This is a genomic window from Micromonospora yongxingensis, from assembly GCF_052601155.1.
This window is the reverse complement of the sequence record NZ_JBQXEO010000004.1, coordinates 103,712-116,163: the sequence shown is the minus strand read 5'-3', so window position 1 is coordinate 116,163 and position 12,452 is coordinate 103,712. Positions and strand designations below refer to the sequence as shown.

Genomic DNA, 12,452 nt, shown 5'->3' with positions numbered 1-12,452 from the left:
CACGCCCGCCGCGGCGACCGCCTGCCGCCACGCGCGGACGTGACGTCCGCTATGCCGAGCGCAACTCGACCAGGGTGATCTGCGGTTCGGCGCCGACCCGGACCGGTGGACCCCAGAAGCCAGCGCCGTTGGTCACGTAGACCTTGGTGCCGTCGACCTCGCCGAGCCCGCTGACCACCGGCTGTTCGAGCCGGACGGCCAGGTTGAACGGCACCATCTGCCCGCCGTGGGTGTGCCCGGACAGTTGCAGGTCGACGCCGTACGTGGCCGCCTCGACCGCCGCCAACGGCTGGTGCGCGAGCAGGACCACCGGCCGGCTCGTGTCGCGGTCACCGAGGGCGGCGGCGAAGTCCGGCCCGGCGGCGAGGCCGGTGCCCGTGCCGGACAGGTCGTTCACGCCGGCCAGGTCGAGGACGCCGCCCCGGGCCCGGATCTCCTGCCGCTGGTTCTGCAGGACCCGCAGCCCGAGTCGGTCCACCTCCTGGACCCACTCCTCCACGCCGGAGTAGTACTCGTGGTTGCCGGTGACGAAGAAGTTGCCGTACCGGGAGCGCAGGTCGCGCAGCGGCGCGGCGGCCGAGCCCAACTCGGCGACCGAGCCGTCGACCAGGTCACCGACGACCGCCACCAGGTCGGCGTCGAGCCGGTTGATCGCGGCGACGATCCGCTCGGTGTGCGCGCGGCCGCGCAGCGGGCCGAGGTGGATGTCGGAGACGGTCGCGATGCGCAGGCCGTCCATGCTGCGGGGGAGTTTCGCGAGCGGGATCCGCACCCGGTCCAGGTGGGGCGGGCCGAGCGCGGTGCGTACGCCGTACCCGGTGACACCGACGGCGGTGAGGCCCGCGAAGATCGCGGCGCCCCGGGCCAGCAGCAACCGGCGGGCAGGGTCGTGGTCGGGCGCCGCAACGGCACCGGCGGCCGGCGGCTCGGTCGGCCCGGCGGCGCCGACCAGCACCGGCTCGGGCGCGGCGGTGGTCGGCTCGGCGGCGACCACCCGGCGGCGCAGCACCAGCCGGGTGACCAGCATCGGCACTTCCAGCACGGCGAGCAGGACCAGCAGGTAGAACATCAGCGCGAGCCAGAGGTAGCCCGGCCAGGCGAGCCAGTAGAGCCCGGCCTGGGTCCCGGCGAGGGTGACCGGCACGAGCAGCGCCAGCACCAGGGCCGCTGTCCCGCCGATCCGTCGCCAGCGGCCGGGCGCGGTGGTGTCGCGCACCAGGCGCTTCCACAGGTAGAGATGGATGAGACCGGTGATCAGCGCCAGGACGGCCACGAAACCCACAACCGCCATTATCTGTGCGCCTCTCTCAGCCGCCCGCGAACGGGGGCAGGACATCGATGGTGGCCCCGCCCGGCAGGGGTGCCCGACGATCATGACAGGTCACACCGTTCACCAGGAAACTCGCCACCCGCAGTACGGCGGCGAGTTGGTCGCCGTGCCGCTGGGCCAGCTCGACCGTCAGGTCGTCGAGCGACCGGCCGGCGGGGGTGACCTCCTCGGCACGGCCGGCGGCGGCGCGTGCGCCCGCGAAGTAGCGGATGGTCAGCGGCGTCGGCTCCACGACTCAGCCCCCGATCGCGGACATCGGGCGGGTCGGCTGGAGGAAGGTCGGGTCGTCGATGCCGTGCCCGGCGCGCTTGCCCCACATGGCGGTGCGCCAGCGCCGGGCCAGCTCGTCGTCGTCGGCGCCCCCGCGCAGCCCGGCCCGCAGGTCGGACTCCTCGGTGGCGAAGAGGCAGGCGCGGACCTGGCCGTCGGCGGTGAGCCGGGTGCGGTCGCAGTCGCCGCAGAAGGGGCGGGTGACGCTGGCGATCACGCCGACCCGGGCCGGCCCGCCGTCGACGAGCCAGGTCTCCGCCGGTGCCGCGCCGCGTTCGGTCGGGTCGGGGCTGAGGTCGAAGCGGGTACGCAGGGAGGCCAGGATCTCCTCGGCGGTGACCATCGTGCCGCGGTCCCAGCCGTGTTGGGCGTCCAGGGGCATCTGCTCGATGATCCGCAGTTGGTAGCCGTGGTCGACGGCGAAGCGGAGCAGCGCCGGTGCCTCGTCGTCGTTGACGCCGCGCATCAACACGGAATTGATCTTCACGGGGGTGAGCCCGGCGGCGGCTGCCCCGGCCAGCCCGGCGAGCACCGCGTCCAACCGGGAACGGCGGGTGAGCTGCGTGAACCGTGCCGGGTCCAGGGTGTCCAGTGAGACGTTCACCCGATCGAGGCCGGCGGTGCTCAGCGCGGGGGCGAGCCGGTCCAGGCCGATGCCGTTGGTGGTGATGGAGATCCGTGGTCGCGGCTCCAGCGCGGCGACCGCGCCGACGATGTCGAGCAGCCCGGGCCGGATCAGCGGCTCACCGCCGGTGAACCGCACCTCCGTCACGTCGAGCCGCTCGACGGCCACCCGGACCAGACGGACGACCTCGTCGTCGCTGAGCAGCTCGGGGCCGGCGAGCCAGGGCAGCCCTTCGGCCGGCATGCAGTAGGTGCACCGAAGGTTGCACTTGTCGGTGAGGGACACGCGCAGGTCCCGGGCGACGCGGCCGTACCGGTCGACGAGGACGCCGTCGGTCCGCGGGGCGACGCTCACCTGTCGACCGTAGCGCGCTCGGGCCGGCCCAGGGCGGCTCGGGCGTGCTCAATGACCGCATCGCGGTAGCCACCGCCGAAGAGCGCGGTGTGCACGAGCAGCAGGTGCAGCTGGTGCAACGGCACCCGCGATCGCCAGCCGTCGGCCAACGGCCAGCTCTCCTCGTAGGCGGACAGCACCCGGCCCAGGTGTGGGAGGCCTCCGAAGAGCGCCAGCTGGGCGAGGTCGGTCTCGCGGTGCCCGCCGTGCGCCGCCGGGTCGACCAGCCAGGCCCGGTCGTCGGCGCCCCACAGCACGTTGCCCGGCCACAGGTCGCCGTGGATGCGGGCCGGCGGCTCGTCCCCGCCGAACTCGCCGACGCGGCCGATCACCTGCTCGACGAGGGCGGCGTCGGCGCTGCCCAGCGCGCCGTTGTCGACCGATCGCCGGAGGTAGGGGACGAGTCGTCGGTCGGCGAACCACGTGGACCAGGGGCCGTCGTCGGGGGTGTTGTCCTGCGGGAGCGCACCGATGAAGCCGGGCCAGCTCGCACCGAAGGCCGGTGCCCCGGCGCGGTGCAGGCCGGCCAGCTCCCGGCCGAAGCGGTCGGCGGCCTCCGGCGTCGGCTCGCCGGGCTCCACCCAGTCGAGCGCCAGCAGGTCGGGCAACGCCACGATCACCTCGGGTACGGCGACCGTGCCGGTCTCCCGCAACCAGCGCAACCCGGCCGCCTCGGTGGCGAAGAAGCCCTCCGGCACCGGCCGGGCGGCCCGCTCGGGCCAGGACTTGGCGAAGACGGAGTTTCCGTCGTCCAGGGTGAGCCGGGCGGCGGCGCAGATGTCCCCACCGGCGACCGGAGTCTCCCGGATCCGCTGGTGGGTCAGGAACGTCGGCAGGTGTGCCGGGTGCGCGCGCAGGTACGCCAGGTCCATCAGCGCACGGTAACCGCTCCCCATGACACATCGGTGCCGCCCGAACACATCGGTTCGACTCCCGAGACGACCGGCCCCTTCCGTGCACGTCCTGAGCTGCGTTGAGCAGGGACAACACGGTGAGTGACTGTGGATAAGTCGCGTGTCGTCCACAGGGGCGGCGAAGCACCGTCGGCCCGCCGCAGGCTTCCGGCATGACCTCGACCGAACGCCCCCGGCTCGCCGTGCGCTCACCCGCCGACCTGCTCGCCGCTGTGCCGTATCTGCTCGGTTTCCACCCGGCCGACAGCGTGGTCGCGGTGGCGCTGCGCGGACGGCGGATCATCTTCGCCGCCCGCGCCGACCTGCCCGATCCGTCGGACGACCCGGTCGAGCGGGCTCGCCACCTCGCCGGGGTGATCCGTCGGCAGGGTGCCGAGGCCGCGACCGTGGTCGGCTACGGGCCGCGTGAGCGGGTGACGCCGAGCGTCGACGCGGTGCGCGCCGCCCTGACCGGGGCTGGGCTGGAGGTGCTGGACGTCCTGCGCGTGACCGACGGCAGGTGGTGGTCCTACCTCTGCACCGAGGCCGACTGCTGCCCGCCGGAGGGCCGGCGTCACGACCCGGCGGCCAACCAGGTGACGGCCTCGGCGGTCTTCGCCGGTCAGGTCGCTCTTCCCGACCGGGCCGCCCTGGTGGCACAGGTGTCGCCGGTGGATGGTCCGGCCCGGGACGCGCTGGTCGCGGCGACCGCCCGGGCCGAGCGGCGACTGAGCGAGCTGGTGGAGCAGGCACCGGCGACCGACCTGCTCGGCGGCCGGGCGCTGCGCTCCGCCGGGGTGGCGGCGGTCCGCGAGGCGCAGCGCCGGCAGCGGCGCGACGAGCGGCTTGACGACGACGAGGTGGCCTGGCTGGGCCTGCTGCTGACCCACCTGCCGATCCGCGACCACGCCTGGGAACGCACCGACGGTCGGGACCGGGACATGGCCCTCTGGACCGACGTCCTGCGCCGGTCGGAGCCGGCGCTGACCGCCGCGCCCGGTGCGTTGCTGGCGTTCGCCGCCTGGCGGGCGGGGCAGGGGGCGTTGGCGGCGGTCGCGTTGGAGCGGGTGCTGAGCGTGCACCCCGACTACTCGCTCGCGCTGCTCCTCGACGACCTGCTCCGGCGCGGGGTGCCCCCGTCGGAGCTGGACGCCTGGCCGTCGGTCGGCCTGCCCGGCGTCGTCCGTCCCCGCAGGCGGAGCCGACGTGGCCGCCGCTGAACCGTGGATCATCCTCGAACCGGCTGACGCGTCCGTCGAAGGATGTACGCGTCTCTCCTGTTCACGGCCGACTCGGCGGAGCAGCCACCCCCGGACAATGGTCTCGTGTCCGCTCCCCGCACTGGTACGACATGACCATCGCGTTGCTGCTCTCGCTGGCCGGGCTGGCGTTGGTGGACAGCACCAGCATCGGCACCCTCTTCATCCCGGTCTGGTTGCTGCTCGCGCCCGGGCCGGTCAGCGTCCGGCGCATCCTGGCCTACCTCGCGACGATCGCCGCCTTCTACCTCGCGGTCGGGCTGCTGCTCGTCTGGGGCGGTGCCAGGCTGGCCGACGCGCTGGGTGGGGCCATGGACAACCGCGGGGTGCTCTGGGCGCAACTGGTCCTGGGCGTCGCGCTGCTCGCGCTCAGCTTCCGCTACGACGGCAAACGGCGTCCGCGAACCGGTGGCGTGCTCCGTTGGCGGGACCGGGCGACCGCCGGCGACTCGTCGGCTCGTTGGCTGGTGGGGCTCGCGCTGCTCGCCGCGCTGGCCGAGGTGGCGACCATGCTGCCGTACCTCGCGGCGGTGGGTCTGTTGGCCACCTCGGAGGTCGGCTCGGCGACCGTGGTGGTCCTGCTGGCCGGATACTGCCTGGTCATGGTGTTGCCGGCGGTGCTGTTGCTGGCTGCCAGGGTGGCCCGCCCGGCGTTGGTCGAGCCGGTGCTGGCCCGGTTGAACGCCTGGATCAGCACGAAGGCGGGCAGCGCGTTCGGTTGGCTCCTCGGCATTGTCGGCTTCCTGGTCGCCCGCGACGCCGCCGTCCGGCTGGAGCTGTTCGACCTGCTCAACCGCTGAGCTGCCCCGTCAGGCCGGCTGCTCCACGGTGATCCGGTGCGGGCCGGCGTAGACGTTCATGGTCCGGCCGCGCAGGAAGCCGACCAGGGTCATGCCCGCCTCGTCGGCGAGTTCCGCGGCGAGGGTGCTCGGCGCCGAGACCGCGGCGAGCAGCGGCAGCCCGGCCATCCACGCCTTCTGGGTCAGCTCGAAGCTGGCCCGGCCGGAGACCAGCAGCAGGTGCCCGGCCAGCGGCAGCCGGCGTTCCCGCACCGCCCAGCCGATCACCTTGTCCACGGCGTTGTGCCGGCCCACGTCCTCCCGGAGCACCACCAGCTCCCCGGCGGGGGTGAACAGTCCCGCCGCGTGCAGGCCGCCGGTCCGGTCGAAGCCGCGCTGCGCGGCGCGCAGCCGGTCGGGCAGTTCGGCGAGGAGGGCCGCTGGCACGGTGAGCGGGTCCGCCGCGACGGGGAACAGCGAGCGGGTGCGTACCGCGTCGATGCTGGCCTTGCCGCAGACCCCGCAGGAGCTGGTCGTGTAGAAGTTCCGGGACGGGTCGGTGGTTGGTTCCGGCACGCCGGGGGCGAGCACCACGTCCACCACGTTGTACGTGTTGGGCGTCTCGGCGCCTGCGCAGAGCTGCGCGGTGAGCACGTCGTCGGTCGAGCGGATCAGCCCCTCGGTCAGCAGGAACCCGATGGCCAGGTCGAGGTCGTCTCCGGGGGTGCGCATGGTGACCGCGAGCGGCCGTCGCCGGCCGGGGCCGGCCGCGCCGACGCGGATCTCCAGCGGCTCCTCCACCGCCAGGTTGTCCGGCCGGCGGACGGATCCGCGCCCGTCGGCCGCCGCGTCCAGGTCGATGCGGAGTACGCCCCGTCGGTCAGTCGCCCGTCCCATCCCGCCATCCTGCACCCCGGGCCGGTACGCCCGCACGGCCACCGGGCATCGGGGCTCGGCAGCGGATGCCGACCGGGTGTCGACACCGTTACCGTGACCGGATGGGGACGTACGCCGCAGTGGTGCTCGCCGGTGGCGCCGCCCGGCGGATGGGCGGGGTCGACAAGCCCGCGCTGCCGGTCGGCGGCCGACCGATGCGTGACCGGGTGCTGGCCGCCGTCGCCGACGCGGCGCCGCGGGTACTCGTCGGCCCGGCCGACGCCGTCCCGGGCGGGGTGCGGGTGACCCGGGAGGATCCGCCCGGTGGGGGACCGGTCGCCGCGACGGCGGCCGGGTTGGCGCTGCTCGACCCGGGTACGACCCTGGTGGCGCTGCTCGCCGCCGACCTGCCGCTGCTGACCCGCGCGGCGATCGGTGAGCTGTTGACCCACCTCGACGACCCGGAAGGCGCCGGTGCCCGTCCCGTCCTGGACGGCGGCACCAGCTCTTCCCGCCCGGAACGCGGCACCGGCCAGCTCGACGGGGCGTGTTTCGTCGACGCGGACGGGCGGCGGCAGTCGCTGTGCGGCGTGTGGCGGGTGGCCGCGCTGCGGGCGGCGTTGGACCGGCTGGCCGCCGGGCGGGGTGGCACGGTGGCGGGGGCTCCGGTCCGGGCGCTGCTGGGTGACCTCGTCGTCCGGGAGGTGCCCTGGTCCGGCGACGGCCCGCCGCCGTGGTTCGACTGCGACACTGACGAGGACGTACGCCGGGCGGAGGAGTGGGTGCGATGACGGTGATGGACGACTGGGTCACGGCGGCCTGCGCCGAGCTGGACCTGGATCCGACCCAGGTGTCCGTGCCCGCGGTGCTGGACCTGGCCCGCGACGTCGCCCACCAGGTGCTGCGGCCGGGGGCGCCGGTCGCGGCGTACCTGCTGGGGCTGGCGGTGGGTCGGGGTGCCGACCCGGCCGACGCCGCGGCCCGGCTCGGTGCCCTGGCCGGCAACTGGCCCGTCGAGCTGGGCGCAGAGCCGGCCGATCCGACGCGCCCCTGACCATCAGGCGCCGCGAGCAGGCGCTTCTCGGCATCCGAGAGCCGGCGGGGCGAGCCGGGTGTCCGATCCCGGTCCGGGCTGATTGGGCCGCCGGGCGGCGTGGGTAGGGTGATCGTGACGGACGGAGGCGATCATGACGGCTGACCACCCCTCGGCGCCGGTCGGTGAGCCCGGCGACACAGCAACGGCCGAGCCGGCGGAGTCGATCCTGCTCGACGAGCCCAGCACCACCGACCTGCGGGCCAAAGTGACCGAGGCGTGGCAGGAGTTCGCCCGTGCGCTCGCCGTACGCCTGCGGGAGTTGCCCGCCGACGCGCACCTGGAACTGACCCTGGACCCCACCGCCTCCGGGACCGGGGACGCCGTCTACTCGATCAGCGTCGACGTGGACGGCGACGGCTCGCTCTCCGCCCGGGCGGTCGGCAACGCCACGCTGCCGCAGGGGTACCGGCTGGACCGCACCGCGGTGGCCGACATGATCGCGCTCGGCTGGTCCCCGCCCGGGGTGGTGGCCGGCTCCGGCGGTTCCTTCGGGCTGGACGGTACGGCGGCGGAGGCGCCCCGGATCGCCGCGTTGCTCTCCCGGACGCTGCGCGACGTGTACGGCGCCCCGCACCCGGCGTTCCTCGTCTACCTGGTGCAGGACGCCGAGGGCGAGCCGCTGGCCGTGGAGCCGCTGGGCACCGCGCGCAGCGAGTTCGGCCCGGACGCCGACGTCGAGGGCGACCTGGAGGAGGCGCTGGCCGAGGCGGCCGCCGCGCAGGTCGAGCGGGACGACGTGCTCGACCTGGCGGATCGGGTCCGCACCGTGGTCTCCACCATGCTGAAGTCCGACACGGACCGGTTGCAGATCGACTCGGACGGCGACATCACCATCCGCGCCGGTTCGGCGATGGTCTTCGTCCGGGTGCGGGACAACCCGCCTCTGGTGGACGTCTTCTCCCCGGTGCTCACCGAGGTCGAGCCGACCGAGCGGCTCTACGTGAAGCTCTCCGAGCTGACCAACCGGATGCCTATCGGCCGCCTCTACTGCGCCGACGACACGGTGTGGGCGTCCATCCCGGTGTTCGGCCGCAACTTCCAGGCCACGCACCTGATGCTGGCGGTGCAGGTGATGACGGGGCTCGCCGACGAGCTGGACGACCGGCTGCACGGCGAGTTCGGCGGCAAGCGGTTCTTCGGTGAGGGCGACAAGCCGCGCCGCGACGAGTCCGAGCACCGTACCGGCATGTACCTCTGAGCGCGGTTCAGGAGACGTCCAGCAGGGTCTTGCCGACTGTCGCGCGGGATTCGATGGCGGCGTGCGCGTCGGCGGCGCGCTCCAGCGGGAAGCGCTGCCCGATCAAGGGTCGGAGCCGGCCGGCCGCCGCGTCCGCCAGCGCCTGAGAGGTGTACGCGCGCAGCCGCGCGGGCGGCACCTCGGGCCGGACCAGCGTGACCTGCCGGGCGACCGCGTCCTCGGGGGACACCGGGGACCACTCGCCGCTGGCCAACCCGAAGCTGACCATGCGGCCACCCGGGGTCAGCAGCTCGAACGCCGTTCGGGCGACCGCACCGCCCACACCGTCGAGCACCACGTCGATTCCGCCCACTACCTCCCGGATCCGGTCGGCCCAGCCCGGCACGCGGTAGTCGACCGCCAGCTCGGCACCGAGCCCCGGCAGCAGGTCCACCTTGCGGGCCCCACCCGCCACGCCGATCACCCGCGCGCCGGCCCGGGCGGTGAGCTGCACCAGCAGGCTGCCCACGCCGCCCGCTGCGGCCTCCACCAGTACCCGGTCGCCCGGACGGACGCCGACCGCCTCGACCAGCATGGTGGCGGTACGTCCGTCGGCCAGCAGCGCCACCGCCGCGTCCAGGGCCAGCCCGGCCGGTACCTCGAAGGGGGCGGAGGCGTCGACCGCCGCCCGTTCGGCGTACCCGCCGGAGCCGCCGGTGGCGCTGACCACCCGCCGTCCGGTCAGTGCCGGGTCGACGTCCGCCCCGACGGTGGTGATCACCCCGCCGACGCCGTTGCCGGGGATCAGTGGTGGGGTGACCCGGAACGGTCCGGGGCGGCCGGAGCGCTGCTGCGTCTCGACGAAGGTGATGTTCGCGTGCGCGACGTCGATGAGCACCTGGCCGGGGCCGGGCCTCGGGTCGGGTGCCGGGCCCGGCACCAGCGCCTCGGGCCCGCCGAACTCACGTAACCAGACCGCCCGCATGGAAACCTCCCCGGCCACGGTGGGGCACGGTGCCCGCACGCCACGACCAGTTCAACTCCTCAAGCGGGCTTGAGGTCAAGGTCAGCGGGTGGACGGACCGACGCCGGGCGACTCGACCAGTCGGGAGAGCACGATGGTGCTCCGGGTGGAGGTCACGAACGACTCGGCGCGCAGCCGCTCCAGAGCGGCCTCCAGGTGGGCGATGTCGGCGGCACGCAGGTGCACGAGCGCGTCCGCCTCGCCGGAGACGGTGTACGCGCCGACCACCTCGGGGTGCCGGCGGGCGGCCACGCCGATCTGTGCCGGTGTGGTCCGGCCGGCGCAGAACAGCTCGACGAACGCCTCGGTGGTCCAGCCGACGGCGGCCGGATCGACCACGGCGGTGAATCCCCTGATCACGCCGGTGGCGCGGAGCCGGTCGACGCGGCGCTTGACCGCCGGGGCGGAGAGTGACACCCGGGTACCGATGTCGGCGTACGACGCACGGGCGTCGGCGACGAGCAACGCAATGATCCGCTGGTCTACCGCGTCTATCTGCAACGTTCCGCCTCTGGGAAGCAATGGTTGTGGCTGTTACCAAAGTTCAACGGTACCTACTCTTGGTGACCGTGAACCAGCAGCGAGTCCCGCGAAAGCGGACATATCTCATGTGCTCGCCCGAGCACTTCGCGGTCGAGTACGCCATCAATCCGTGGATGGACGTGACCACCCCGGTCGACCGGGAACTGGCCGTCAAGCAGTGGGACCGGCTGCGCGAGACGCTGGTCAATCTCGGGCACGAGGTGCACCTGCTCACCCCCGAGCGGGGCCTGCCCGACATGGTCTACGCCGCCAACGGCGGTTTCATGGTGGACGGCAGCGTCTACGGCGCGCGGTTCAAGCACGAGCAGCGGGCCGCCGAGGCCGCCGCGCACCACGCCTTCTACGAGTCGCAGGGCTGGCGTTTCATCGCCCCGAGCGAGACCAACGAGGGTGAGGGTGACTTCGCGTACGTGCCGGAGGCGCACGGCGGGCTCATCCTGGCCGGGCACGGCTTCCGCACCGAGATCCCCGCGCACGCCGAGGCGCAGGAGGCGCTGGGCCGGCCGGTGGTGTCGCTGCGCCTGATCGACCCCCGCTTCTACCACCTGGACGTGGCGCTCGCCGCCATCGGCGACTCGAACGTCGTCTACTTCCCCGGCGCGTTCTCCGCGGCCAGCCAGCGGGTGCTCACCCAGCTCTTCCCGGACGCGGTGGTCGCCGACGACGAGGACGCCATGGCGTTCGGACTCAACCTGGTCAGTGACGGCGCGAACGTGGTGCTCAACAGCGAGGCCACCCGGCTGGCCGGCAAGCTCAAGGCCGCTGGCTACAACCCGGTCCCGGTCGAGCTGGCCGAGCTGAAGAAGGGCGGTGGCAGCGTGAAGTGCTGCATCGCCGAGTTGCGGCACTGACCCGAACCCTGCCGCGTACGTCAGGGGCCGACCTCCCACCGGGAGATCGGCCCCTGATCGCGTTCGGGTGGGCGTTCAGCCCAGCGTGGCCAGCTCGTTGATCAGCACGTTCGACATGACCTGGCCGTCGCGCTGCACCTCGCGCAGGTACCACTTCTGTTGCGGCGTGCGGGGCTGGTTGAACTGCCAGATGCCGCGCGGGCTGTCGATCTGGCCGATCTTGCCCAGCGCCAGGTTGACCTGCTGCGGGGTGGGCGACCCACCGGTCAGCCGGATCGCCTGGTCGAGCACCTGCGCCGCGTCGTACGAGGCCATGGCGTAGGTGGTCGGCGTGACCTGGTACTTCTTGCGGTAGGCCGAGGCGAAGACCCGGTTGGACGTGTTGTTGAGGTCGGCCGAGTAGTTCAGGGCGGTCTGGATGCCCAGCCCGTCGCCCCTCAGGCTCTCCAGCACGGTGCCCTCGGTGAGGAACCCGGGCGCGTAGATCGGCCCGGAGTACACCTGGCGCAGTTGCTTGATGAACTCCACGGCTGCCGCGCCGGCGAAGAAGCAGAAGACCGCGGTCGGCTTCTTGGCCAGGGCCTTGTTGATGTCCGAGACGTACGTCGACTTGCCGGGGTTGGGGGTGCCGTTGGTGTAGGTCACCGGGTTGGCGATGCGCGCGTCGGTGGCGCCGAACTCCTGCCGGAAGCCCCGCACCACGTCCGGGCTGCCGACGTTCTCCGGCATGATGATCGCGACGCGGCCGTTCGCCGGCAGCTTCTCGCGGAGGTAGCGGCCCAGCGCGCGGCCGGCCTCGTCCAGGACGTAGGACGTCCGCCAGATGTAGAAGACGCTCTGCAGGCTGCTCGGTGAGGCGTTGGAGCCGATCAGCGGCACGCGGGCCTGCTCCACGGTGTCCCGGATGCCGACCATCACCGACGAGTTGACCACACCGGTGAGCGCCAGTACGCCCTGCTTGAGCAGGTCGTCGACGGCGGCCTTGCCGCTCTTCGCGTCCTCACCCTCGTCGGCGGTCAGCAGGGTCACCGGGTGTCCGGCCAGCCGCTGGTCGTGCAGGTCCAGGAAGAGCTGGAAGCCGTTGGTGATGTCGTCGCCGATGCTCTTGAACCCGCCGGACTGCGGCGTGATCAGACCGATCTTGATCGGGCTCCGGTCGGCGCCCGGCTCAGCCTCGGTGTCGGAGCCGCATCCGGCCACGAATCCGGTCGTACCGAGCGCGGCCAACAGTTGGAGCGCCCGCCTGCGGTTCATCTGCGACACCAAGTTCCTTCCAGGAGCGTTGCAGGGCAGAACAGCGCCCCTCCGGCGTTCTACCTGCTCGGCGACGCTGCGT

General features: G+C 73.3%; 14 protein-coding genes. 6 read left to right on the top strand and 8 right to left on the bottom strand.

From position 1 onward, the window contains the following. Positions 1–49: 49 nt before the first annotated feature. From ACTWLT_RS07895 to ACTWLT_RS07880, 4 genes are read right to left on the bottom strand one after another with little or no spacing between them, the layout of a single operon-like run. Positions 50–1,294, bottom strand: a complete 1,245-nt coding sequence (locus ACTWLT_RS07895; protein WP_445317846.1) for a metallophosphoesterase — start codon at positions 1,292–1,294, stop codon at positions 50–52. A gap of 13 nt (positions 1,295–1,307) precedes the next feature. After that, on the bottom strand, positions 1,308–1,562 hold the full coding sequence (locus tag ACTWLT_RS07890) for a MoaD/ThiS family protein (protein WP_445317726.1): 255 nt from the start codon (positions 1,560–1,562) through the stop codon (positions 1,308–1,310). 3 nt (positions 1,563–1,565) lie between these two features. Beyond that, a complete protein-coding gene (gene moaA, locus ACTWLT_RS07885) occupies positions 1,566–2,579 on the bottom strand; it encodes a GTP 3',8-cyclase MoaA (protein WP_445317725.1) in 1,014 nt (337 codons plus the stop codon). Then, positions 2,576–3,490 carry a fructosamine kinase family protein gene (locus ACTWLT_RS07880; RefSeq protein ID WP_445317724.1) on the bottom strand — a complete coding sequence of 305 codons (915 nt, stop codon included), beginning with the start codon at positions 3,488–3,490 and terminating at the stop codon, positions 2,576–2,578. The genes moaA and ACTWLT_RS07880 overlap by 4 nt, the downstream gene beginning before the upstream one ends. Before the next feature lie 194 nt (positions 3,491–3,684). On the opposite strand from ACTWLT_RS07880, the gene ACTWLT_RS07875 reads away from it, so the two are divergent. Together ACTWLT_RS07875 and ACTWLT_RS07870 are read left to right on the top strand one after the other, a co-directional pair. Beyond that, a complete protein-coding gene (locus ACTWLT_RS07875; RefSeq protein WP_445317723.1) occupies positions 3,685–4,731 on the top strand; it encodes a DUF4192 domain-containing protein in 1,047 nt (348 codons plus the stop codon). 131 nt (positions 4,732–4,862) lie between these two features. Further along, positions 4,863–5,570, top strand: a complete 708-nt coding sequence (locus ACTWLT_RS07870; protein WP_445317722.1) for a GAP family protein — start codon at positions 4,863–4,865, stop codon at positions 5,568–5,570. A gap of 9 nt (positions 5,571–5,579) precedes the next feature. Here ACTWLT_RS07870 and fdhD read toward each other — a convergent pair whose 3' ends face one another. Continuing rightward, positions 5,580–6,446 (bottom strand): formate dehydrogenase accessory sulfurtransferase FdhD, encoded by an 867-nt coding sequence (gene fdhD, locus ACTWLT_RS07865; protein WP_252416897.1) that lies wholly within the window; start codon positions 6,444–6,446, stop codon positions 5,580–5,582. Between the two features lie 101 nt (positions 6,447–6,547). Here fdhD and mobA point away from each other — a divergent pair, with 101 nt between their 5' ends. The 3 genes from mobA to ACTWLT_RS07850 all read left to right on the top strand — a co-directional run bounded on the left by mobA (position 6,548) and on the right by ACTWLT_RS07850 (position 8,719). Next, on the top strand, positions 6,548–7,216 hold the full coding sequence (gene mobA, locus ACTWLT_RS07860; RefSeq protein ID WP_445317721.1) for a molybdenum cofactor guanylyltransferase: 669 nt from the start codon (positions 6,548–6,550) through the stop codon (positions 7,214–7,216). Beyond that, the gene (locus ACTWLT_RS07855) at positions 7,213–7,479 is read left to right on the top strand and encodes a DUF6457 domain-containing protein (protein WP_445317720.1); all 267 of its coding nucleotides are present in this window, start codon (positions 7,213–7,215) and stop codon (positions 7,477–7,479) included. Before mobA ends, ACTWLT_RS07855 begins: the two co-directional genes overlap by 4 nt. 133 nt (positions 7,480–7,612) lie before the next feature. Next, positions 7,613–8,719, top strand: coding sequence for a T3SS (YopN, CesT) and YbjN peptide-binding chaperone 1 (locus tag ACTWLT_RS07850; protein WP_252416894.1), 1,107 nt, complete (start codon positions 7,613–7,615; stop codon positions 8,717–8,719). Positions 8,720–8,726: 7 nt separating this feature from the next. On the opposite strand, the gene ACTWLT_RS07845 is transcribed toward ACTWLT_RS07850, so the two are convergent. Continuing rightward, positions 8,727–9,683, bottom strand: coding sequence for a zinc-binding dehydrogenase (locus tag ACTWLT_RS07845; RefSeq protein ID WP_445317719.1), 957 nt, complete (start codon positions 9,681–9,683; stop codon positions 8,727–8,729). Between the two features lie 81 nt (positions 9,684–9,764). Continuing rightward, positions 9,765–10,223 carry an Lrp/AsnC family transcriptional regulator gene (locus ACTWLT_RS07840; protein WP_074315467.1) on the bottom strand — a complete coding sequence of 153 codons (459 nt, stop codon included), beginning with the start codon at positions 10,221–10,223 and terminating at the stop codon, positions 9,765–9,767. A 59-nt stretch (positions 10,224–10,282) separates the two neighbouring features. Here ACTWLT_RS07840 and ddaH point away from each other — a divergent pair, with 59 nt between their 5' ends. Next, complete coding sequence (gene ddaH / locus ACTWLT_RS07835; RefSeq protein ID WP_445317718.1) at positions 10,283–11,116, top strand: dimethylargininase; 834 nt, start codon at positions 10,283–10,285, stop codon at positions 11,114–11,116. Between the two features lie 75 nt (positions 11,117–11,191). Here the strand turns inward: ddaH and ACTWLT_RS07830 are convergent, their stop codons facing one another. Continuing rightward, a complete protein-coding gene (locus tag ACTWLT_RS07830; RefSeq protein WP_445317717.1) occupies positions 11,192–12,379 on the bottom strand; it encodes an ABC transporter substrate-binding protein in 1,188 nt (395 codons plus the stop codon). Positions 12,380–12,452: the final 73 nt, after the last annotated feature.

Bases quoted from the DNA above. Each gene is read 5' to 3' on its own strand.
- ACTWLT_RS07880 (WP_445317724.1), bottom strand. From the start codon at position 3,490: ATGGACCTGGCGTACCTGCGCGCGCACCCGGCACACCTGCCGACGTTC.
- ACTWLT_RS07875 (WP_445317723.1), top strand. From the start codon at position 3,685: ATGACCTCGACCGAACGCCCCCGGCTCGCCGTGCGCTCACCCGCCGAC.
- ACTWLT_RS07870 (WP_445317722.1), top strand. From the start codon at position 4,863: ATGACCATCGCGTTGCTGCTCTCGCTGGCCGGGCTGGCGTTGGTGGAC.
- fdhD (WP_252416897.1), bottom strand. From the start codon at position 6,446: ATGGGACGGGCGACTGACCGACGGGGCGTACTCCGCATCGACCTGGAC.
- mobA (WP_445317721.1), top strand. From the start codon at position 6,548: ATGGGGACGTACGCCGCAGTGGTGCTCGCCGGTGGCGCCGCCCGGCGG.
- ACTWLT_RS07855 (WP_445317720.1), top strand. From the start codon at position 7,213: ATGACGGTGATGGACGACTGGGTCACGGCGGCCTGCGCCGAGCTGGAC.
- ACTWLT_RS07850 (WP_252416894.1), top strand. From the start codon at position 7,613: ATGACGGCTGACCACCCCTCGGCGCCGGTCGGTGAGCCCGGCGACACA.
- ACTWLT_RS07845 (WP_445317719.1), bottom strand. From the start codon at position 9,683: ATGCGGGCGGTCTGGTTACGTGAGTTCGGCGGGCCCGAGGCGCTGGTG.